This is a genomic window from Bacteroidota bacterium (genome assembly GCA_016722375.1).
In the GTDB taxonomy this organism is placed as follows: Bacteria; Bacteroidota; Bacteroidia; order Chitinophagales; family LD1; genus Bog-950.
In genome coordinates this window covers 143,484-166,948 of the sequence record JADKJG010000002.1, presented here as the reverse complement: position 1 = coordinate 166,948, position 23,465 = coordinate 143,484, and the positions used below count along the sequence as shown (strand labels likewise).

Sequence of the window (23,465 nt, the reverse complement as noted above, 5' to 3'; positions counted from 1 at the left end):
GGCTTATAGCCGAACATATTCAAAGACTGGATAACCGGTGATACCCATTCGGTCAAAGCTATTAAATCTCAACTTGTAATAATCAGTAGAGCCGGTTCTGATGTAGTAAGTGTAATTTGAATTGACCGAATATGTACCGCTGCTATTTAGCCCATATCGTTTCCATTCAAAGCCAATAGCATCCCGCCGAGTTTCCAGCCGGGAAGAGTTAAAATCACCGAATTGGATACTATCAAAATTCAAGATTGAATCCATATAAACCTCCGTCCGAGAGGGATTGGTAAGGACTCCGGTTACTTGATAAGGCAGATAATACGGGTCGTAAAAGAGGTAGGAATACTGGGTGAGGCAAAAATCCCAGAGGTTCTTATCGGGTTCTATCCCATCCACGATTTCCGAATCATTTACAAACCGGAAATAGCGGTAATTCCACCTCACATCTTTAGAAACTGATACGGTGCGAAGGTGTTGATTATCCATATCAGAATAGGTGATCGAATATTCGCTGGCAGAAAAATCATTCACTTTCATTTTGATATATCCTAATGGATCCCCCAATGTATCTACTCCCAGATTGATAATATAAACTTCCCCTTTGGTTGTCACCTCGGGCCCTAAAGCAGACCACCACTCGCCTAAAGCGGAAGAATCTGGCAGGTATCTGCCGGTTTCATACATCCACTTTTTCCCGCTGGCATCCCCCATAGTAATTGAGTTGAGATCGGTTTTCCCTGTATGGACGACACTCATAAACTTTGCGGTATTCAGCAAGATATAAAAGGAAGATGAGTTGCAGTCAAACATCAGGTCGTAGGCCAAACGAGAGTTTTGACTTATCACTGAGTTTTTCTCCAAGCTGTAGAAGAACTGGTCGGCATATTGGGGACCCATCTCAATCATACCAATCTGCACCTCTCCCTGCTTGAGGGGAGGAATGAGCGGTTTCTCTTTGAAACAAGAAGATAGAAAGCAAATTGCAGAAAATAGAACGCAGAAAATAGATAGATGCCGAATCTCTACAACGGCTATCCACTTTTGATTACTAATTGCTGATTCCAGTGTTCTCATTTTGTAAATTGCAAGATCAATGAACAGAAAAAAGTCCTTCCCCAGCCAATGTTCACTGAATTTCCTCCTACATTGTGTCCTACACCGGAAACATTATTCGCCTGAACATTTGTAACATTGAGTAGGTTCTTCCCTCCTACTGTGAGTTGTATGCGGTCTTTCCAGAAATTACGTGATAGCGAAGCATCAAGCCAATGAAAATCATTCCTTGCACCTGTTTGAATGCTGCTGTTGACAGAGAAGAGTGGCTTTCTACCAGTATATTTATAAATCAGGTTGATGCCGATTTCAGCTTTGGGGACTATATAATTAGCCGAAACCGAAGCATCGGGACTCCATAAACTGGCATCCGCAGAAGCATTAGATGAGTTATTCATATTGTAATGAGTAATCATCCCCGACAAAGAAACCTTCAACCGCTTCCATTGGTAAGTGATTTCTTCCTGAAACCCATAAGTAATATAACGATTGATATTGTAATACTGGAAGGTATCCGGTTCAGAACTAATACGCGCTGGAGTGCGTACAAAATCAATCTTATCGCTGATCCGGTTATAAAAAGCAGAGGTGGCAAATTCCAACCGATGCTTCTTTGCCAAATTGAATGTGTAGTTAAATGAGCCATTGATACAATGACCATCTTCGGGTTTAAGTTCTGCATTGCCGTGAATAGCGTGTGTGCCTCCATCAAAAAAGAAGAGATACAATTCTTTTAAGCTCGGGGCACGGTAACCTCTGCCGTATGAAGCACGGAGTGTCAATTTATCTTTGTACAGATAGCGGATATTCAGCGAAGGAATGAGCGGAACCCTGAAACGGCTATTATAACTAAACCGTATGGCGGCCTGGATAGCCAGACCTTTTACCACCGTTATCCGAACGCTGCCAAAAGCAGCATAGTCGCCGGATTGTTGTTTTCTGTTCAGCAGGTTAGTCGTCTGGGTGAACTCTTGGTTTATATCTAAGCCAAATTGAAAATTGAGTCGGTTCTTCCATCCGGACATACTATAGGTAGGGCGGAAAACGATTTGATGATAACGGGTAGTATCTTGCTGCTTCGAATCGGCCACTATTTGTTCTTTGAGTGTAACAAGATCCTTGACGTAGTTATTGGAAAAGCGAAAGAAACCTGTATAAGCAAGCAATGCGTCTAATTGGATGCCATCTTTGAAACGACACATCAGCGAAGTAGCTACCCGAGGACGAAAAGTGAGGTAATGTCCGTCCCCACCTACATAAGTCCACGATGTTCCATCCTGCGCCAGAGTTTTTTCAGGCACACCTCTGTCAAGCATCTTTTCTCTAAAGAAAGCACCGGTGACAGAAACGCGGAAACGGTTACCGGTGTAGATATACTTAGCATCTGCGAAATATTGCTCTTTGGGTTTCCACTGCTGTACCCTTTGAACAGAATGATCAGCGGTATACCCGTCGAAGAAATATCTTCCACCACTGAGATAAATCTGGTTTTTGTTGAAAGAAAAACCGGTATTGAGTTCAGCGTTATACTGTCCGGATGATTCATAATAACCTTTCAAGAGGATGTTGATCTTATCCTGCTGATATGTCTTGGTAATGATATTAATTACTCCACCCATAGCATCGGTGCCATACATGACCGATAAGGGGCCTTCTACTATTTCAATCCGCTCAATGTTATTGATATTGATTTGGCTTAGGTCTAGTTTGCCATCGAGCCTTCCAACGATTGGTACGCCATCCACCATAATCTTTACTCCTTCACCCGAAATTCCATTGATGCCAATACCAGTTCCAAATACACCATCTTGTCCTAAGTCAATGTTCAGTTCATTCTGTAGTGCTTCGCGCAGGTTATTTGCCCCCTTGGCTTTAAGCATGTCGCCTTGCAGCACTTTTACCTGATATACGGAGTTCTGGGTAGAGTTCGGGGTATATTGCCCCGTCACAACCACATCCTTTACCTCTTTAGTCGTCCACTGGATTTCATATTTTTTATCGGATAAAACATAAACGGTATCCATGATGGTTTCATAACCGAGATGTGAAACCTTGATAATGACCGGCTCAGTAAAATTATAGGTAAAAACACCTAATGAATTAGTCTGCCCCTGAATTCCCTTAACCTTCTCATTGGCTTCCTGAAGAGGAATGAAACTCACAATGGCATCGGACAGGGGCTTATGATTTTCAGCCCGAAGGACAGTAATCGAGGCACTACCCGGAAGAGATGCCGAGAGAACTGTATAGAAAAGGCAAAAAAATATTAAACCGTATATCTTCTTTACGGCGAGGGCAATCTTTGGAAAAAGTTTCGAAACATCGGACATCGTTTCATTTATCAGTGCTTAACCACCAACCTTTTAACGGATACTCCTCCTTCGGAATGAACTGCCAAGAGATACGCCCCGTTGGCTATCAAGCTAATATCTAATTGAATTTCTGTACTGCCATTTGAACTTTGGTGCATCACTAGATTCCCGAGTAAATCATAAATAGTCACCTCATCAATTCTATTTTCACTCGAGATAACCAATAGGCTATTTGCAGGATTGGGGTAAAGGTTCCATGATGTGCTTTTCATATCATCAATACCTGTATTCTGAATCAACTCCTCTTTGTAGAATAGAAAGTCCCCATTGGTACTTCCGCTAAAACCTGTAAATACCATTTTAAAGTATTTGTTCTGTTGGGTTTTTACAAAATATACGAGCGAATCGGTTACCGAAAATCCTCCAGCGGCGAAAGTTTTCCAATCCCAGCCAATTGTATTCAAATCTGAAGAAAAATTTTGTCCGGAATAATCTTTACTGTTTACCTCTAATGGTGTCGCTTCAGCCACTATGGTCCGTGGGTTTGACCATACGCCGGTAACCGGATAGGCAGGCAAACTTTGAATGTTCAAGCCCGTATATTTCAGAAACTGCAAATCCCAATCGGTCAGAACAGGCTCCTTGTCATGAACCATGTTGTCCAACAGGTTTAGATATACAAAACCCTTTCCAGAATAATCGGCCTTGAGAATATGAACTTGTTGAAGGTCCGAATTATCAAGGTTAGCATATTTAATATCATAAGCCGTATCCTTTATTAATCCTTCTATAATCAGTTTTTTCACGGCACCTCCAGGTAGGTGAATAATGAAAACCGAATCGCCCATAACATTATGCGTGGTTTGGTTATAAGCTCCCCATCCGAAATCGAAGGGGTTGGAGGGACTGCGACGGCTGTTTAAGGAGCCTTCTATCCATTCGAGGTCTGAATCATGAAGCACTGGCCAACCAGACTGTCCAGTAGTATCTAGATTACTGAAGGTAGAAGCATCATTATTCTCGGCCACTACGATATTCATCCCCAGTTGTTCATTCATTCTAACCACCACTCCTCCTTGCGGATTTCCACTGGGAGGGTAAATCGTAGGGCGAACGGAAATGGCCAGATGCCAATCCGTGTTAGACGCTGTGGTCTTCGCACCAGTAGAAAGATTATAAAAAGTCATATCCGAATAACTCGCACCAATAGACACCGAGTCATTGGGGGCAAGGGTTTGAGCATGAAGTGTGCAGCACATAATAAGGGCGGCAAGCATTGGTATCAGTCTATTCATTTTTTAGTATAATTTTGTGGGCGCAAAGTTGCTTCTAGAAAACATTCTTTGCAAGAGACTTTTGTCATAATAATGTCATTTTTTAAGCAGTTATCAACAAAATGAACCAAGCCAAAGACAATAAATTGCCCGAGACCGCCCGAGTATGGGTATATCAAAGCCAGCGCAAACTTAAACCGGAGGAAGCCGCAACTATTCAGGTATGTCTGAACGATTTCCTAGAAAATTGGACATCACATAAAATCGGAGTGGTAGGAACCGGACAGTTGGTCTATAATCGCTTCTTGGTTTTGATGGCTGATGAGGATATGGTGAAACTGGGGGGATGCTCTATTGATTCCTCCATGCACTTTATCAAGGCAATACAACAAAAGATCAACACAGATTTTTTCAATCGGCTGTCTTTAGCCTATAAGGTTGGCGATGATGTTGAAAGCTGCTCACCCGAAGAATTCAAATCTTTGGTGGATAAGGGGATTATTCATGACGAAACCATAGTATTTAACAACCTCATTCAAACCAAACAAGAATTCATTACCGGCTGGGAAATTCCTTATAAAGATAGCTGGCACAAGAATCTGGCGGTTTCTAACACGCCCTTTAGTTCCCTGTTATGAGAATAGGAAGGCTTGGGAACTGACTTCTCCACAAGCACTGAGTTCATTACTTGAATCTACCAATTCAAATCGCTTCTTAAATTCACGTCTTAAAAATCTAATATCCGGGTATCCCGATTTTAATGAGATTATATCTGAGCCTCTTATTCCTGTGTCTAATTTCTCTTCCTACGAAGAAAGTTATTGCTCAAAGTATTATTGCTCTCCCAATCCAACCCAACGCCTTCTCTCAAGCTATTAAAGCAGACAATACCTTGAAGATGATTCTCCACTATGGAACCGGAGGCTTGGACGAAACCCGCGTGGACTTTAACACCGATGCCACTACCGGGTTTGACAATCTGTATGATGCCAATAAACCAGGCAGCGCACCGGGTGTCCCTACCCTTTACACGACCATGGGGACTAACTTATGGTATGGCATCAACACCCTTCCAAGCCTGACAGATGTGACAACAGTTCCTATGGGATTGAGGCCGGATATGAATACCACCATGAGTTTGACCGCAGAGGGGATCAACACCTTTGACCCAACAACCTTTCTATTCTTACAAGATAAAAAAATAAATATTTGGAAAGATTTGAGAGAAGGAGCTTATAGCTTTACTACTGCAACCAATGACAATCAGGCACGCTTTGTTCTTCATTTCACGCCACCGGCTATTATTAACGCCATTAGTGCTTCTTGTACTTCGCTGGGAAGTATTGAAATTCAGCAGCCGGGGAGCGCCTCTTGGAACTATTCTATTATGGATGATGCGAACCAGTCCATCCATTCAGGAACTTTGAATGTTACCTCTCCGGTATCCATCTCTGTTCTGCCCGGCGTCTATCAATTATTGTTGAGTGACCAGAACGGTTATACGGTGATGAAGAATATTCAAGTCAACGGACCTCTGGCTCCGAGTTCATCTTTCACTGCCGATACTTTGATCGCCCAAGTAGGACAACAGATAATATTTAACCCAGCCGTAACCGGATACAGTTCCTATCTCTGGAATTTCGGAGATAGCAACTATGCCCAGACTACTGATGCATCACACCCTTTTGATACAGCAGGAGTTTATACGGTGCAATTAACGGTGACTGATTCTGCCGGATGCCAGTCCAGCTCCTCGGTTGTTGTGACCATCGTTTCTAAGCAATACACCGCTCTCCTTGAAGAGGAGCCGTCCGGGATAAAGATATGGAGCCATGAGAAAAGCATCTTTGTATCTCTTGATAAACCAACAGGCATTACCTTCATCCAGATATATAATGTAGTAGGTACATTGATTCATCAGGTCAAATTGCCGGCTAATGATTTTAAACAAGAGATACCAATTAATGAAACGGGCTATTACCTAGTCGGCATGATTGGTAAAGACCGTAGATTTTACCAAAAGGTTTTCATCAACAACCTTTAGCCCGGACTCCGATTTTCTGAGCGCATAAATATTATAAGCTCCTTTAGTATTGATTGAGCTACAATATGTACTTTTGCACCTATTACTTAACCATAAAAATAAAAACATGAAAAAAGGAATCATTCTTACTCTTGGGGTTGGAGTTGTGTTCGCGCTCACTACCATTGGTTGTGGAACGAAATATGCTTCGATGAACCAAGAACAAATCACCGCCAAGGCGGATTCAATCTACACTGCTCAAAGCGAAGCCAAGATGGCCGAACTGAAAGCTGCTTGCGAAAGCAGTCTCGATGCTCAAGTCAATGCCAAAGTGGAAGCCATGAAAGCAGCCGCAACCGTTACTAACTAATTCTAAACCACTAAAAGAAAAAACTATGAAAAAGAAATTCATGAACCTATCGGCGGTGGCTATGCTTTCCGCTTCTTTCATTCTCGGCAGTTGCGATAACGCTGCTGAAAATCAAAAACTGATGGATGCTGATAATACGGCTATCCAAACAATGGTAGATGCCAAAATGGCTGAACTACAAGCTCAAGCAGATGCAGATTGTACCGCACAGGTGCAAGAAAAGGCAGATGCTTTATATGCTGAAGCAATGGCTGCTGCCTCTAAAGGAGGGAAAAAAGTAGTGGCTAAACCGGTTGCTAAACCTGCCGCTAAGAAAGAAGAACCTAAACCAGAAACCGTTGGTTCCGGAAAACCTAAAATGGGCACTACTTCTGACCCTAATACGGTTGGAAGCGGTAAACCTAAAATGGGTGCTACCGGAAGTACCGGAAGCAACACTATCGGAAATGGAAAACCTAAAATGGGTTCCACAGATCCTAAGTAAGTTAAAGTTCCTACAAATAAAAAAGCCATTATGGATATCCATAATGGCTTTTTTTATTTAGAGAATTAAAGCCTACAGCTTCGTTCCTGTGAAAGTACAGTTATTCGTAATAGCCGGAGGACCAGCCGCTTGAATAGCATAAGTAAAGGTAAGTGTGTTACCAGTTAAACTCCCAGAGCCAGAAAGCAAAGTAACACCAGTAGCCAATGTCTGATTAGCAGCCGCTGTAAAGGTAGTTCCAGTTGCAGATGCAGTTGCAGTGAATGTTTGATTATAAATATTAGTGATGGTGATAGTTTGAACATCCGATGCAGAGTTAGCCACCGCAATCGTATAGCTATCAGTTCCTACAGTGCATACTTCATCGCCCTTCCATTGGCCGACGAATTTCGCTCTAACTTCAGTAGTACACTTATCTCCTTCATAACCCGGATCGCAGGTTTTGGTGCAAGAGGAAGTGATAATTGCCGCCGTAGCGACTGTCAGAAAAAGGCCAAAAATTTTCTTCATAGTTTGTTGTTTGTTTTAGTTAATAATTTTTTAGTGGCGCAAATCTAAAAACATTTGAAAAACAGAAGCTATGCTTTGCCATTTGTTTATAAAAATCATAAAAGGCTTTAAGGCTTTGGGAGTGGAGAGAACCGTCGAAACTTCACAAACGGTCTTTACTTTGCTTGCCGATGGCGCTTACCTTGCTATTATTCTTGAAAACTAAACACCCTCAAGGACAAGAAAATAAATGATGATGGCGGCAGCCGGGCTTTCGGCTATATCTTTTTCTTAACTCTAAAATATTTTTGGAAAGAAAAAGGATGCCGCCTCTATCCCTGCCGCGGGTTCAGCCCTCATTCATATAGATGGTCCTTGTGAGGCAATTTCAAATCATGAATACATTTCCGCAGAGATGCAGCGCATCGAATCTCTTTACTGTACTTTCTCTGTGTTCCCCGCTACTCTGCGCCCTCTGCGCGAAATAAAGTCAAACTACAAAAGTCTCACAGACTTTTGTAGTTTCAATATGCTTATTTTAGAAAAATATTACCAATTTGACAAAATGACCACTCAATTTAATGAACTTACTACACCCTTTGTCCGAATTGGTTAAGTCAGTCTGACAAAGGGTGTACACATTTACATAAATTGCCTTCCTATTTCCTTATATATAGTATATAGTGTAGCATATTGCTAACATACTATACTATATATAGACTATAGTATAGCATATTGTATATCAGATTTGTTAAATTGTGGATTAAATTTGATAATAATGATGAAAAGTAAAGAAACCTTCCTTATATTTGCTTCGTATTAATAGAGATAAACGAACAAAACATGGGAACTACACAGGTAAATAGGCTTTATGGCGGCATCAAAGACTCGCGGATGGTAGAAGAGGCGCAAGTGATGCACGAATTATTTGTAGACGACACGGCAGATTTTATCGGCTTCGACGCCGATTTTGGCGGCAGTTTTGAAACAGATTTTCAGACCAAACTTACGGCGGCGATGAACATCGAAACCGATGAAACGGTGCAAGACCAGATTGAACAGTTGACCGAAGAAATGCAAACCCGATGGGATGAATGCAAGTCGCGATATCAAAACGTAAAATATTTTATCGAAAAGGCTTTCCCGAATAAAAAATCGGTGTGGAACGAGTTCGGAAACGATGATTATAAAATCATGGATACGCAGCAGAGCAAGGTCAATGAATTTATGACTGCCTTTATCGCCGCGCTCGGAAAATACAGTGTGGAACTGGCGGCGGTCAATATTCCGGCTGGTGTCGTGTCCGATTCGACTTTGGCGCTCAACGCCTTTAATGCGGCCAACACGGCGCAGAACAAGGCCATCAAAGAGCGGCCTACAAAAACACAGGCGCGCATTGGTATTTATAATGATTTATGGAAGAAGTTGCAAATCATCAGTCGCGCCAGCAAAACACTTTATGTAAACGACTATGCCAAGCGGCACGAGTATTTATTGCCCGGTCCGTACAACAATATTCAAGAGGGCGCTGAATTTAAGATAACCGGTGTGGTGAAGAATCTGGTGACCGGTGTGCCGGAAGAAGGCGTAGAGGTGAAACTGGCCAATGTAGATTTAGTAAGCGTCACCGACAGCACCGGTACCTTCGTCTTCGTTGACGGGGTGCCCACCGGTAACGATTCGCTGATTGCCACGAAGGAACATCATAAAACTGCTACGAAAAATATTGTCATCGAGGCACACAAGAAATTGGTGACCAACATAGACATAGAACCGGATAATACGTAGAGACGCAAAATTTTGCGTCTGTATTCCATCCGAACAATAGACGCAAAATATTGCGTCTCTACACTGCGCGAAGGATAGAGGCGGCATCCTTTTTCTTTCCAAAATAATTTTAGAGTTAAGAAAAAGATATAGCCGAAAGCCTGACACCGTCCCGATTCTTCCAAAATATTTTAGAGGAATCGGGACGGGGGCGCGCCCGAATTATTCAGTGGGTGTTTCTATGTCTGGTTTCAGGAATTTTGGGAGCCAACACCTATATTGCTAATATTGGCGCTTGTAAAAACACAAAGCCCTCATTCCATGAAGAAGGAAAAAATTCTATTTGCCGGACTGGTCATCGCGTTGTTGTGCGGAGTGATCTTTGCCTACTATAATCATTTCAACAATCCGTTTCATTTTGACGACGAGCACACGATTGTTTCCAACGTTTATATCCGCGACCTCAAAAACATTCCGCTATTCTTTACCGATGCGCGCACTTTCAGTTCTCTGCCTGCCAACCAGTCCTACCGTCCGGGTGTGACGACGCTGAACGCTATTGATTGTTGGCTTGGTGGAAAGGGCGTTCCGGTGCCGTTCTATTTCCACGTTTCTATTTTTATTTCCTTTCTGCTGACCGGTTTATTTATGTACCTGTTGGCGGTTAAAATTTTCCGGACGGCTCTTCCAAATTCGTCGAATCCTTTTGTTGCTCTTTTGGCGGTAGCGGTGTTTCTGCTTCATACCGCCAATGCGGAAACCATCAATTATATCATTTCGCGCTCTGATGTAGATTCTACGCTCCTGATTTTGGTGGCGCTCTGCGTCTTTGCCTATTACCCCGCCTTGCGCAAATTCCAGCTATACCTCATCCCCATGTTTTTGGGTTTCTTGATAAAAGAACCGGCGGTGATGGTGGCGCCCTTGATTTTTATTTATGTCTTTTTGTTTGAGAAGCAATACAATCTTCTGAAGGTGTTTAACCTCAAAGCAAGTTGGAATATTTTGTGGATGATACTTCCGGTCTTTCTTCTCGGTATCGGTATGTATCTGATCCGCGAAACGATGATTCCTTCTACCTATACTCAGGGCGGTTATGACCGTTGGGGATATTTGACGACGCAAGCCTTCGTGATGGTGCATTATGTCAACAATTTCTTTTTCCCTTTCAATCTCTCCGCCGATACCGATTGGGGATTGATTAAAAATGTATTCGACCCGCGAGTTACCATTGGCTTGGCCTTTATTTTTTTCACTATTTATCTGGCTTACAAAGCGTCGCTTCAGGCAAAATCAAGACCAATCACTTTTGGTATTCTATGGTTTTATATTGCTTTGCTGCCCACTTCCAGTTTCTTCCCTTTCAGCGAAGTATTAAATGACCACCGGGTGTTTTTCCCTTATATCGGGTTGACGATGGCAGTGGTATGGGCTTTGTTTTTGTTGTACAAAAAGTATGAATCCGCTATTTCAAAAAGTATAATCATCCAAGGCGGCATCCTGCTTTTCTTTATCGCATTTTTCTCTGCTCATATTTACGGCGTTCGTGAACGGGTGAAAATTTGGAGTAGCGGTGAATCGCTGTGGTATGACGTGACGATTAAGAGTCCGAGAAACGGTCGCGGATTAATGAATTATGGAAACGTCCTGATGGGCAAAGGGGATTATAAAGGGGCAGAAGAATATTTTAATAAAGCAAAACAAGAGTGGCCATATTATTCATATATCTATGTCAACCTGGGTGTGTTGAACAGCGCCAACGGAAAATATGAGGAGGCAGAAAAGGACTTTAAATATGCGCTGCAACTAAACAACCAGAATCCAAACTGCTACTATTATTACGGCAACATGTTGAAGAACAGTGGCCGAATCCAGGAAGCGAAGGCCATGATTCAACAAGGTCTGAATCTCAGCCCCCAGCAGCCAGACCTGAACCGTTTGATGGCAGAAATAACCGGTAATCCTGTTTATCAGGGACAGATAAAAAATAAAATCGAGCTGCTTGAAAAGCTATCGCAACAACAACCTACGCCGGAAAATTACATCAACCTGAGTTTGGAATATTATTATCAGGCGCGCTATTTAGATTGCGTTCATGCGGCAGATGAGGCCATAAAACTCAAGCCCAACTACGACTTGGCATACAACAACATTTGCAGCGCCTACAACATGCTGCATGAATGGGATAAAGCCATCGAAGCAGGGCAAAAAGCAGTAGAGCTAAACCCAAATAGCCAGTTGGCAAAAAACAATTTGAAGGTTTCTATGGATGGAAAAAAGAATCAGCAATAGAAGATGACGCAGCTTATTGGCCGATCAAAGTTTGGACAAACCTAATCAGCAGCGAAGGTTGAAGCAATACCGGAAAGAAGAATCCAAAAATAGCTCCGGTGAAATGAGCGAGATGGCCGATGTTATCACTTTGGCGTTTCGCCATGTAGATGCTATAAGCCAGATAAAGCCCTCCGAAAATAAATGCCGGAATACCGATCGGAATGAAAAACAGATACAGCAATCCAAAGGGTTTGATGAGAATGAAGGAGAAAAGTACCGCCGCCACACCACCGCTGGCACCCAAGCTGCGGTAATTAGGATCATCGCGCTTTTTAAATAAGTTCCATACGTCGGCTAATACAATCGCCAGCAAATACATGGCTGCGTAAATCAGTCCGCCAGCCTCACCAAATATCTGCCCGAAAGCCACTTCGATATATGAACCAAAACTATACAACACAAACATGTTGAAGAACAGGTGGGTCAAGTCTAAGTGAATCAAGCCACCGGTCAGCATCCGATACCATTCTTTGTTTCGCCAAATGAGGTAAGGATAAAAAATAAGTCGCTCTATCCATTGGTGCTTTTGAAAGGCCACCAAGGATATAATCGAGGTGATGGCGATAAGGATGATGGTGATGTTCATTTCCATTTATTCGTGATGATAGGGTTCGTGATGAATAATAGTGAAAGCGCGATAAAGCTGTTCGGCAAACAAAGGCCGGATAATCTGGTGGCTAAAAGTCATTTTCGATAAACTCATTTTCTCGTTGGCGCGACGATAAACATCCTCGCTGAAACCATAAGCCCCACCTACCGCAAAGCACAAATTTTTTAGAGATTGATTGAAAAGGCTTTCTAAATGCTCCGCGAAACGAGTAGAAGTAAACTCTTTGCCTTTGTCATCTAGTAGAATCAGGTAATCTGTGGGAGTGAGTCTTTTCAATAGCCCATCTCCTTCTACTTGTTTAACTTTCGAGATGTCTTTACTTTTTAGGTTAACGGCCTCCAAAAATATCTCTTCCATCTTCATATAACGATTGATGCGTTTGCGGTATTCATCGCAAAGATTTTTGATGTCGGGAGAAGTAGTTTTACCATTAAGGAATAGGGTGATTTTCATAAATCAGAATGGCCGCCATTTCTTTATTAAATCTATTTTAGCCGCCCGCAATGATAGAAATGAAAATAAGAAACCCAGTTACTGTCTTTTTTACAGCCCTGCTTTGCTGCTGGATTTTAAGCGGTTGTGCTGATAAATCTAACCTACTGGTAAAAACATGGAAGCTAGAGGATTTGAGATATACACGAGAGATTCCCACAGATATGTTACCGGCTATTCAGGCTTCCATCAGCCAAATGAAAAATGTATTTACTCTGACCTATTATGCAGATGGGACTTATGAAACACACATGCAGGAACAGTTAGTTAAGGGTACTTGGAAATTGAATTGGAATAATACCAAAATACATTCGACAACCAAAACTGGTGAGTCTAACGACTATACTATTCTGAAGCTAAACAATAAGGAGTTTGAATTCAAAGCGAGAGAAGGAACCGAGGAAGTGATTTTTGTAATGAAAGCAAGTAAATAATCAAGAGATGAAAAAATATTTTGGAAGGAGTATTACTATCTTGTTGGTCCTCATTCTAGCACAATGCGCTAACAAAGAAAAGAAACAAATTATCGGAGTGTGGCAATTGGAGCAGATGGACATCAATGGAACAAGAATAGATGGTCATGATATGGGCAGATGGTTGTGGGAATTTAATGATGAGGGCGGCTATTTAACCAATGTGGCGGTGCGGTTGAAAAAGGCTCATACAAATTAAAAAATGATGAGTTAAAGATTCAAATAACGACAGAAAAGAACCGTGTGGAACAAATTTATATGATCCAAAAGCTGGATTCACTGCACTTAGAACTGGTCTCTACCGGCGACCGTAACAAAGGACTCCTTCACTTTGTGAAATGGCAGGGATCCGTCGAAGAAGAAGACGATTAGTCCTTTCGGCTTCTTGTATGTTTAAAGCTACCTTTTGACGGAGGTGTGAAAAAATAGGAGAACATCTTTCCCTGTATTCCTATACTATCTATTATATTTAATACGTGATGAAGAAATGTTTGATGAAAGCGATTTGTATTTTCTGGATTTCGCTGGTTTATCAGCAGGTCTCCAGCCAATCGAATGCTGTAAATGGTGAGATATTCATCCCGATGGATAACCGGAGCGAAATATGGCTCAAGCCGAATCTCGATACTCTCTTGAACAAGAAAGAGTATAGTTTTAAAATCAGGGTAGCACCGGAACTAATTATCTCACAGTTTCTATTTGAAAAAGGGCTGGCGATACAAAACGACAGCGTCCTGTTGATTACAGCCAACAGCACCAAGTGGGGAGATTATGATACGGCTACCCTACGCGCTATTGTAACCAGCATTACCGGTTCCAGAATATATCTTTTTCAAAAGCAGTTTATTGTCAAGGTACCGGAACGAATGTTTCCTGTAATCAGCAACCCAAAAACAAACTTGATTAAGCTAAATGATAAAGTCCTTTTAATCCGAAATAAATCATATCCGAGAAGTATGTTTATCCATAAACAGCCTTTTGTAACGATGTATGACAATGAGAAAAACATGAATCAGGTAGCGGTGAGTGGCGTGACCATTTCTTTAACAAAAAAAGAAGGCAAACAATATATTTCCGGTGGAGATACTTTGAGCTCGGATGCGATACAAGAATTGAAAAAAATCAAGACGGCTACACCGGTTTACATTAAAGTAGATGGACAAATCGGGAAATCTAAAAGAAGCGTGTGGGAACGAATCTTTGTTTTCGATGATTGAACCATTTTAGGACATAAAAAAAGCAAACCTTACGGGGTCCGCCTGTTTCATATCTTAATAAACAAATTACTTGCCGGCAAAGGTCAGTGCGCCACGATCTCCCAGAATCACTGTTGTTAATGGAAGTGTATTCTGCTGACCTAAAGAATTAGTAGCAGTAATTCTATAATGATTTAGGCTCAGGTTAGGATTTGTATCGGTATAGCTGGTTGTTTTTTCTTCTACGCTATTCTTCACCGGAAGAATTTCTAGCACGACATAAGTTTTTCCATCCGTACTTCTTTCAATGCTATAAAAAGAAACATCCTCATTAGAAGGACTGAAGATTTGCAGTTCTACAACGCCTCCCGCGAGATTGGTTTGAACGCGAAACGGGGAAGCCACTGAAGACTCCTCAAACTGACTTCCATAAAACACCTTAGTTTCTTTACTAAATTCGGAAGAGGGTGAATTGAATACATTATTGTTGACGAAATAAGCACCGGTTTTCCCCTCTGCTTTTCCGCCATAATTACTGAAATTGTTTCCCGCAACCATATTGTTGTTATTGCCAATCATTCCTTTATTGTCAATATCCATCATGGATTCCATAATCAGGTTATTGTCAATCGTTCCTTCGTTCATGATCCTTTTCATCACAGTATTTCCGTTGTTCACGAATTTCCCGGATTTAGAAATCATCAGGTCTTTCATGCCAACCATGCTAGCCCCTTTTTCAACTGTTAGAGTTCCCTCCACGACAATACCGGTGTTCATCGTCACCTGACCAGAGATAATCACCTCATCATCTGCGGCAATTACATTTCCAGGATAAGCTTGATTCCAAACGGCGGCATCCGTCCATTTACCGGAGGTTACCACAAAGGTTTTTGCAGATACATTAGATGCTGCCAGAAAGGAAACCATAAGAAGCGTGTAAAGTTTGTTCATGTCCATACCCCTTATTACGGACATCATGGTCATAAAGTTACGTGAGGGCATATTCATTCAAATCTGGATTGGGCAGCAGAGGTCGCTGAAAACTTCAGTTTTCAGTAGCTTTTTACCAAAAAAGACTTAAACAGCAGGCATCATCTTGTAGCTAATAATGAACGCTACAATGGTCAATGATACATATACAAGGTACGGAATGTATAGAAGAAAGCGCCTAATTGATATTCGGAAAACGAAATGACAAACAGCCACCAGAAAAAATTTATCAAAAAGGCTAGAAATCACTGTTCCATAAGCAATCCCCACCAAACCAAACTTCATAGAGAGTAGAATGCTACACGAAACGTTCAACGTGATTTCTATTAATGAAGAAATAAACAGGAAGCGGGAAGCATGAATACCGGTAAGAATAGTTTGTGGAAAAAGGACTCTGGGAATGATGAGTAAAAGATAGATGTTAAAGATGATGGCACTGGAAGCAAAACTCTGATTGAATACCAAAGGATATATGTAAGGACTGGTAACCATCAGAATGATAGTAAGGGGAAAGAACAGGTGCATCAAATGTGCTGAGTTCTTCTTGATCTGCTTTAACCCTTCGTCTAGATTTGCAGAAACAGCAGTAATCATAGCCGAACTGAAGGTATTGGCAATAATTAAAAGTATAGGCAGTTCCTTTGCCCCGTATCGGTAAATGGCGAAATCTGTGTCATTAAACTTTGCTTTTACCAAGATGCCGTCTATATATTCCGCCGACCCGCTAACAAATATGGAGCCGATAATAGGCAAAGAAATTTTGAGTTGATCTAATTGCAATCGCCAATCAAAACGGAAAGCTCCGAATTTATAGACAAGAAATAAAGCAAACAAAATCCTAAGTGCAGCTACCCCTATAAAACCATACATAGCATACTCCACGTGGTAATTGATATATATGGGGATGACTGCTGCCGAAAAGGAAAGAATTGCAAAGGCCATTCCGTAAATCACCAACTCTTTTTTCTTGTTGTTCAGAAACAGAATATACTCTGATATGAAGGAAGGGTTATTCAACAACAAGAAAAAGACAGACAATTGAATTAACCCGCCGCTTCTATCCTTATCCAAAAACAAAAGCAGGTTTTCCGAGAAGGTAAATAGCAAAACTCCTGCCGCTACACTCAAAAAGGACAGCGATAGAAAGGTATTGAACAATACTGCCTTTTTGTCCTCCTCATTCTTTTTAGGATATACGGACAGCATTGAATTAATCATTCCGCTCACCCAAAAGAAGCTGAGCATACTACTTACAAGAAGAAAAGTTTCAAACCGGCCAATATCGTCTTGGCCTAAGCTCAGCTTCGCAAAGCAAACGCCAATAAGCACAAAGGCCCCATAGCGCAACATTTGAAAAAGCTGTAAGGCAGAAAGACTGCTGAATCGAGATGGAATCGGGCGCTGAAAATTCACTTGAAGCTATTAATTGACCAACCCTAAATCAATTCGACGAAGAATAATATCGGCGGAAAGAATCTTCACCATTACCTTGTCACCCAGTTCAAACTTACGCTTAGTTCTTACGCCTGTCAACCGAAGCATCTTTTCATCAAAAGCAAAATCTTCTTTTCCCAAAGCCTCCACGCTCACCATGCCTTCACATCTATTGTCCACCATCTCCACAAAGATGCCGCGCATAATGACTCCGGTAATCACCCCTTCAAACTCTCCTCCTATTTTATCCTGCAAAAATTCAATCTGTTTATACTTTACAGCTTCCCGCTCTGCATCCATAGCTTTGCGCTCCATCAGCGATGAATTTTTACAGCGTCCCTCCAACTCCAACTTATCTACTAATTTATCAGACGAGTTTATCAACTGTTCTGCTAACCGATGAACCATCACATCGGGATAGCGACGGATGGGCGAAGTGAAGTGAGTGTAATGCTTCATGGCCAAGCCATAGTGGCCTATGTTCTTCGTAGTATATTCTGCTTTAGCCATACTCCGAATCGCCATCGTTTCCAAAACATTCTGCTCGGGCTTGCCTTCTACCTTCTTCAAAAGCGTGTTGAATATTCCTGACGCATTCTCGGGTTCATCAAATTTTATTTTATAACCAAACCGAGAAGCAACCGCGCTAAACATTTCAAGTTTAGCCGGGTCGGGTTTGTCATGAACGCGATATACAAAAGGCTGTGTTATTTTATTCTTCTGAATTTTCGAGCCAAACTGCGCCACTGTTTCATTGGCCAACAACATTAAATCTTCCACTAGTAGATGGGCTGCCTTCCGCACTTTCAGAACTATTCCAAGAGGCTTGCCGGTTTCATCTAGTTTGAAACGGACTTCCGCTTTTTCAAAAGCAATGGCTCCATTCTTCATTCGAGCGGCGCGAATATGGTTGGCGATTCGATGCAGTGATTTCAATTCCTCCGCATAGTCACCCGTACCGGTTTCCAATACTTCCTGCGCTTGCTCATAAGAAAAACGTTGATTAGAATGAATTACTGTTTTGGCCACAGTAAAGTTCTTCATGTGCAGCTTGTCATCAAATTCAAAGATGGCCGAGAAAGTCAGTTTGTCCTCGTTGGGGCGCAGAGAACACAATTCATTCGATAGCCTTTCCGGCAACATCGGACAAACTCTATCCGGCAAATAAACAGATGTTGCCCGGCGCTCTGCCTCTTTATCTAACTGCGAACCTTCGCGCACATAATGTGATACGTCCGCAATATGAACGCCCACCTCCATGTTGCCATTAGCAAGCGTTCGGATAGACAAAGCATCATCAAAATCCTTCGCATCTTCGGGGTCAATGGTGAAGGTCGTAACCGCCCTCATATCCAAGCGCCGCTTAATTTCTTCCGAAGGAATTTGCTCCGGCACCTTCGCCAGTTCATCATATACCGCTTTCGGGAAATCAATACTGAAACCATTGGTAATCAATATCATCTTCATGTCTAAGTCAGACGAATGTTTGTCGCTAAGCACCTCCACCACTTCGCCCAAAGGATTTCGCTTGCCTACATTCCAGTCCATCACCCGAACAATAACACGATCCTCTGTTTTTGCTCCTTTCAAGGAATCTAAGGGGACGAACACATCGGTTCCCAATTTTTTTCATCGGCAATGAAGAAAGCGAATTTGTCCAGCACCTTAATCCTTCCCGTGAAACTTTCCCAGCTCCGCTTGATGATGGCCACAATTTCCCCTTCCGGTCGGCGAGAAAAAGAAGTGATTCTAATCTTCACTTCATCGCCCTGCAAAGTATTTCGCACATACCGGTTCGGGATAAACACATCGCGGTCCAACTCGTTTACCGACACAAAAGCCGAGCCCGTTCTGGTCACATCTGCCGTGCCGAAATAATATTTCTGCACCTGGCTCTCGTCACCTCCCGATTTTCTGCTTCCTCTATCCGAGTTCCTCGGTTTTGTATTCTGTAGTAATTCAATCTTACCCTTTTGGCCAATACTGATGGTGCCGGTCTTGTCGAGATAGTTCAGTGCCAATATGATTTCTTCCTGACTGAGTTTCTGCTCCAACTCAGGGAAAAGTTTTTTGAGGTCGGCATTATTGCCGAGTGATTTTATCACACTTAATACTTGCTCGTTATTATCGGCGGATGAGCTCCGCTCTTTACTATGCGGCTTACCGCTTTTGTTCTGTTTCTTTTTCATGATATTTTAAAGGATGATGGGATATTATTTAAACCCCTGTTGTTAGTTTGATTGAGCATTTTTCTATTCACACCTGGCGGCGCCGCATAAATGCTACTGCCACACAAAAATAGTTTTATTATGTTCAGATAATAATGGCTCTTTATCGGCGGCTGTCGCACCCGCTGAAACTATTCCGCCTAGTGGACACCAAGCAGTAGGAAATAAATGATGATGGCGGCTTATTGTCGGCTATATCTGCTCCCTAAACCCTCCAAAGGAGTCCTTTGAACCTATCGCGGGCGCAGCCCTCCTACTATATAGATGGTCAGGAACGCCAACCTCAAAGAAAAAAGTCTTGACCGATAACCATCGGAACGGACTTTTGCCATTTATAAACTACAAAAGCCTCCAAGATTTTTGTAGTTTGAATAGGGTTGGCTATTTAAAAGCAACTATAAGCCGTCATTATTGCGAGTCGTAGGCAAATAGCCTACGAACAGTTGGGGGCGACTCGTTGTTTATCGCCATCGCCCGATTGAAACTACCGGTATGGTGGAAGCGGACGTGGAAAGTCTGAAAGAAAAGGCCATAGCCTTGATCACTACAGATTTGGAGCACGAATCCGCCTCTAAATCTTAAATAGCTTCGCCTAAATTGAAGGTAGAGATTGCAAAATCCTAATTAAATCCTTCTTGATTATTCATACTATCTATTCAGAACTAGATTATTTCGGCATAAAACCATTTAATAGTTCAGGACTACTCTCTTATAATTTAGGTTTATTATCTTATAATTTCCAGTTATTACGTAATAAATATTAATTAGTAGGTGATAATCAAAAAACATTACCTACTAATTCATATTTATTAGGTGCTAATTCGGAAATGTAATGTTATAATCATCGTTTATTAGGTATTAATTCTAATTTAGTAAGTAATAATTTCAATTTATTACTTACTAAATTAGAATTATGTCCTTGTTTTTGTTGTTAGCTAGCTAGTTTCTGGCTATCGCTAGCTACTTTTTTATTAGGACAACCTTGTCTTTCATTAGTTTTCGACTGGTTTTACGTTGGAATTGATGCAAATAGATGACTTCGCCCTCGTTGTGATGAAGAATCAGCAAACATCCATTAAAACCTAATAACCTCTCTAAAGTTTTGAACAAACCCGGAAGCAAGTAGATGAAGGGGGAAATCTAAACTACACCTTAAAGCCCCTTGGCTTTGGCCTCATTCCAAATGGCATCCATTTCGCCGAGCGTCATATCGTGTAGCGATTTGTTCTGGACCACACTTTGTTCTTCGATGTATTGAAACCGACGCATGAATTTCAGGTTCGTCCTTTCCAGCGCGGGCTTCGGGGTCCAGCTTTAGGAAGCGCGCATAATTGACCAGCGCAAACATCAGGTCGCCAAATTCATCTTCGATCTTGTTTTTGTCGCCGGTGGCTATGGCTTCTTCCAATTCATTGCGCTCCTCCTCCACTTTGGCCCAAACGTCCTCTATTTTATCCCACTCAAACTTTACCTGCGCGGCTTTGTCTTGCATCCGGTAGGCTTTAATCAGGGCAGGCAGCGAAACCGGCACACCGGAAAGAACGGACTTCTTCCCTTCTTTCAACTTAATCTTTTCCCAGTTTTGTTTCACATCCTCTTCGTTGTTCACCTTCACATCGCTATAGATATGAGGATGGCGCGTGATGAGCTTTTCACATAGGTCATTGATAACACCGGCTATGTCAAACTCCTGTTTCTCCTCTCCTATTTTGGCATAGAAAATAATGTGCAGCAACAAGTCGCCCAACTCTTCTTTGATGCCTTTCATATCACTTTTCAGAATGGCATCGCCCAATTCATACGTTTCTTCGATGGTCAACGGGCGAAGCGATTCGAGAGTTTGTTTCCTATCCCAGGGACATTGCGTTCGCAGTTCATCCATGATCTTCAATATGCGGGCAAAGGATTTGAGTTTTTCTTCCATCAGAAATTGTTTTTATGAAGCCGTAAAAGTGTGGAAATAAATGAAGCTTCTTTAGCGGAGCTTGACAAAAGATGAAGTCAGCGTTTTGCCCGGAACGGTGAGGCGGAGCGTATAAAAACCTGAATTAAACTTACCGGTCTCTATCTGCACCACATTGGAACCCTTGAGCAATTCGCAGGTGGTTCTATATAAGCGTTCGCCCATCACGTTGAATACGCTGACTTCTGCATCGCGATACTCCGAACTTTCTACGCGCAGTTTCAACACGTCGGTAACCGGGTTAGGATAGATATAGAAAGCTAGGTCGGCGGCAGGTCGGCGCAAAACCTGATTGTTTGCTGATATAATCCACCAATCGGGATCGAAGGTCACAGAATCTACTGCGTAGGGAAGCGGAAAGGAATAAGTCTGACCAGAAGTTGTTGGATTGAAAACCATCGTGGTATCTTTCGAAAATCCCTTGAAGGAAATGTCCACCGGTATTTCAAAATAGGAAACAGAAGGGTGTGATTGAGTTTGATGAATCGTCAAGTTCACTTGCTTATCCAAACCCTGCGACCATTCAATCTGGTAGGATGGGAACCCCTTGCCATAAACCCAATCAGTAAAAAACTCATCCAAATTCATTCCTGAGGTAGCTTCCATTTGGTTCTTGAAATCTGTTGTGGTAGCAAAGGAATAGCACAGCGAGGCATTGTCAAGATAAGCCCTCATGCCCGAAAAGAAAACAGTATCGCCGAGCAGCCAACGAAGCGAATGAAGCACCATAGCACCCTTTGCATAGGAGAGCCTACCGTTGAATATTCTGCTTACGTCGGTCGTGTCGTCACACCATACCGAGCCTTCGGGTTCGCTGGTTGCCGACAAAATTCTGCTTTGCCGAAAAGCCATCCACCATTCCGGTAAAATTCTTTCGTAACAAAGGCCGCTTAAATAGCTGGCGAAGCCCTCGTTGAGCCAAACGTCTGACCAGGAAGCGCAGGTTACTTTATCTCCAAACCAATGATGCGCCAGTTCATGGGCCATCAACTCAAAGTTGAAGTCCACCATAAAGGTCATGGTTTGATGCTCCATGCCTCCACCCCAACCAAACTGTGCGTGGCCATACTTCTCCTTGCTGAAAGGATAAAGCCCGAATAGTTCATTATACAACTGCATGATGGGAACAATATCCTTCGTCTGTTCGCGCACCCGGTCAATGGTTTCGGGATATACATAGTTCAGCACCAGGATGCTGTCGTTCTGATAAGGAACATAATCCGCATAGACGGCATAGTTCGTCACAGCCACACAGACGAGATAGGCCGCCACCGGATAGCGGTGCTTCCAATGATAGGTCTTAAATGTATCCTGTTGAGTTTCGCTCACCAACAATCCATTGCTGGCAGCTCGATACCTTTGCGGCGTAGTGACGATCACGTCCAAAGAATCGATTTTATCTGAGAGATTCTGGCGACAGGGCCACCAGTCTCTGGCCCCGAAAGGCTCGGATAGAGTCCAGAGGATAGGAACGCTATCATGATAATCCTGAACGAAAGAACCAAAGCCGGTTTCCGGTGGTGCGCCTTGATAGAATACGGTTAAAGAATCTACCTGAGCGTCGGCCAGCGGCGAAGGGAATTCAATGTGTAAGACATCTTTCACGTTTCGGGTGAAAGAAAGAGCGGTGTCGTGAAACAAAATGCTATCCACTTGCAAGGAATCCGTCAAATCGAATTCGATGTATGGCATAGCCTGACGGGGAATAAAATAAGAAGTGACATTGCCAGATATATAATGTACCGATGGATCTAATTGCAAGGCCAATCGCTGATAAATAATGTTGCAGTTATCTTCCGTACCGGAACGGGCCGCCTGCTGCCGATAGGAGAAAGATTTCTTTTCGAGTGCAACAATCTTCTCCCAGCCTTCTTGCGCCAACAAAGACCCCGTAAGAAATAAACAGTATAACCCAGTGATGAACCACTTCATATTACACATCAAATATAAGAACAGTGAACGGTTGGAACGGTTGCGCT

20 protein-coding genes and 1 pseudogene are annotated in these 23,465 nt (G+C 42.3%); 9 read left to right on the top strand and 12 right to left on the bottom strand.

The window, feature by feature from the left end; translation table 11 throughout:
* Positions 1–3: 3 nt before the first annotated feature.
* From IPP77_02615 to IPP77_02605, 3 genes are read right to left on the bottom strand one after another with little or no spacing between them, the layout of a single operon-like run.
* Positions 4–1,068 (bottom strand): hypothetical protein, encoded by a 1,065-nt coding sequence (locus IPP77_02615; protein MBL0308603.1) that lies wholly within the window; start codon positions 1,066–1,068, stop codon positions 4–6.
* Entirely contained in the window at positions 1,065–3,377 is a 2,313-nt protein-coding gene (locus IPP77_02610; protein MBL0308602.1) for a TonB-dependent receptor, read from the bottom strand. The genes IPP77_02615 and IPP77_02610 overlap by 4 nt, the downstream gene beginning before the upstream one ends.
* Before the next feature lie 11 nt (positions 3,378–3,388).
* Entirely contained in the window at positions 3,389–4,654 is a 1,266-nt protein-coding gene (locus tag IPP77_02605; GenBank protein ID MBL0308601.1) for a T9SS type A sorting domain-containing protein, read from the bottom strand.
* Between the two features lie 101 nt (positions 4,655–4,755).
* Between IPP77_02605 and IPP77_02600 the strand changes: the two genes are divergently transcribed.
* The 4 genes from IPP77_02600 (at position 4,756) to IPP77_02585 (ending at position 7,510) form a co-directional block, all read left to right on the top strand.
* Positions 4,756–5,271, top strand: a complete 516-nt coding sequence (locus IPP77_02600) for an ABC transporter ATPase (GenBank protein ID MBL0308600.1) — start codon at positions 4,756–4,758, stop codon at positions 5,269–5,271.
* Between the two features lie 122 nt (positions 5,272–5,393).
* Positions 5,394–6,677, top strand: coding sequence for a PKD domain-containing protein (locus tag IPP77_02595; protein ID MBL0308599.1), 1,284 nt, complete (start codon positions 5,394–5,396; stop codon positions 6,675–6,677).
* 106 nt (positions 6,678–6,783) lie between these two features.
* Complete coding sequence (locus IPP77_02590) at positions 6,784–7,026, top strand: hypothetical protein (GenBank protein MBL0308598.1); 243 nt, start codon at positions 6,784–6,786, stop codon at positions 7,024–7,026.
* A gap of 25 nt (positions 7,027–7,051) precedes the next feature.
* Positions 7,052–7,510, top strand: coding sequence for a hypothetical protein (locus IPP77_02585; GenBank protein ID MBL0308597.1), 459 nt, complete (start codon positions 7,052–7,054; stop codon positions 7,508–7,510).
* Positions 7,511–7,582: 72 nt separating this feature from the next.
* On the opposite strand, the gene IPP77_02580 is transcribed toward IPP77_02585, so the two are convergent.
* The gene (locus IPP77_02580; GenBank protein MBL0308596.1) at positions 7,583–8,020 is read right to left on the bottom strand and encodes a hypothetical protein; all 438 of its coding nucleotides are present in this window, start codon (positions 8,018–8,020) and stop codon (positions 7,583–7,585) included.
* Positions 8,021–8,842: 822 nt separating this feature from the next.
* Here IPP77_02580 and IPP77_02575 point away from each other — a divergent pair.
* Entirely contained in the window at positions 8,843–9,787 is a 945-nt protein-coding gene (locus IPP77_02575) for a carboxypeptidase regulatory-like domain-containing protein (GenBank protein MBL0308595.1), read from the top strand.
* A gap of 300 nt (positions 9,788–10,087) precedes the next feature.
* Positions 10,088–12,058 (top strand): tetratricopeptide repeat protein, encoded by a 1,971-nt coding sequence (locus tag IPP77_02570; protein ID MBL0308594.1) that lies wholly within the window; start codon positions 10,088–10,090, stop codon positions 12,056–12,058.
* A gap of 13 nt (positions 12,059–12,071) precedes the next feature.
* On the opposite strand, the gene IPP77_02565 is transcribed toward IPP77_02570, so the two are convergent.
* The gene (locus IPP77_02565) at positions 12,072–12,692 is read right to left on the bottom strand and encodes a rhomboid family intramembrane serine protease (GenBank protein MBL0308593.1); all 621 of its coding nucleotides are present in this window, start codon (positions 12,690–12,692) and stop codon (positions 12,072–12,074) included.
* Entirely contained in the window at positions 12,693–13,163 is a 471-nt protein-coding gene (locus tag IPP77_02560; GenBank protein ID MBL0308592.1) for a 23S rRNA (pseudouridine(1915)-N(3))-methyltransferase RlmH, read from the bottom strand.
* Positions 13,164–13,222: 59 nt separating this feature from the next.
* Between IPP77_02560 and IPP77_02555 the strand changes: the two genes are divergently transcribed.
* The 3 genes from IPP77_02555 (at position 13,223) to IPP77_02545 (ending at position 14,892) form a co-directional block, all read left to right on the top strand.
* Positions 13,223–13,636: a hypothetical protein gene (locus IPP77_02555; GenBank protein MBL0308591.1), complete on the top strand. Its 414-nt coding sequence runs from the start codon at positions 13,223–13,225 to the stop codon at positions 13,634–13,636.
* A 7-nt stretch (positions 13,637–13,643) separates the two neighbouring features.
* Positions 13,644–13,874, top strand: a complete 231-nt coding sequence (locus IPP77_02550) for a hypothetical protein (protein MBL0308590.1) — start codon at positions 13,644–13,646, stop codon at positions 13,872–13,874.
* 277 nt (positions 13,875–14,151) lie between these two features.
* The gene (locus tag IPP77_02545) at positions 14,152–14,892 is read left to right on the top strand and encodes a hypothetical protein (GenBank protein MBL0308589.1); all 741 of its coding nucleotides are present in this window, start codon (positions 14,152–14,154) and stop codon (positions 14,890–14,892) included.
* 66 nt (positions 14,893–14,958) lie between these two features.
* On the opposite strand, the gene IPP77_02540 is transcribed toward IPP77_02545, so the two are convergent.
* The 6 genes and pseudogenes from IPP77_02540 to IPP77_02515 form a co-directional block, all read right to left on the bottom strand.
* The gene (locus IPP77_02540; protein MBL0308588.1) at positions 14,959–15,879 is read right to left on the bottom strand and encodes a hypothetical protein; all 921 of its coding nucleotides are present in this window, start codon (positions 15,877–15,879) and stop codon (positions 14,959–14,961) included.
* A gap of 69 nt (positions 15,880–15,948) precedes the next feature.
* A complete protein-coding gene (locus IPP77_02535; protein ID MBL0308587.1) occupies positions 15,949–17,274 on the bottom strand; it encodes an oligosaccharide flippase family protein in 1,326 nt (441 codons plus the stop codon).
* A gap of 9 nt (positions 17,275–17,283) precedes the next feature.
* On the bottom strand, positions 17,284–18,906 hold the full coding sequence (gene rnr / locus IPP77_02530; GenBank protein ID MBL0308586.1) for a ribonuclease R: 1,623 nt from the start codon (positions 18,904–18,906) through the stop codon (positions 17,284–17,286).
* The gene (locus IPP77_02525) at positions 18,891–19,484 is read right to left on the bottom strand and encodes a hypothetical protein (GenBank protein ID MBL0308585.1); all 594 of its coding nucleotides are present in this window, start codon (positions 19,482–19,484) and stop codon (positions 18,891–18,893) included. Before IPP77_02525 ends, rnr begins: the two co-directional genes overlap by 16 nt.
* Before the next feature lie 1,191 nt (positions 19,485–20,675).
* Positions 20,676–21,447: pseudogene (gene mazG / locus IPP77_02520) on the bottom strand (nucleoside triphosphate pyrophosphohydrolase).
* 51 nt (positions 21,448–21,498) lie between these two features.
* Entirely contained in the window at positions 21,499–23,418 is a 1,920-nt protein-coding gene (locus IPP77_02515) for a T9SS type A sorting domain-containing protein (protein ID MBL0308584.1), read from the bottom strand.
* Between the last annotated feature and the right edge of the window lie 47 nt (positions 23,419–23,465).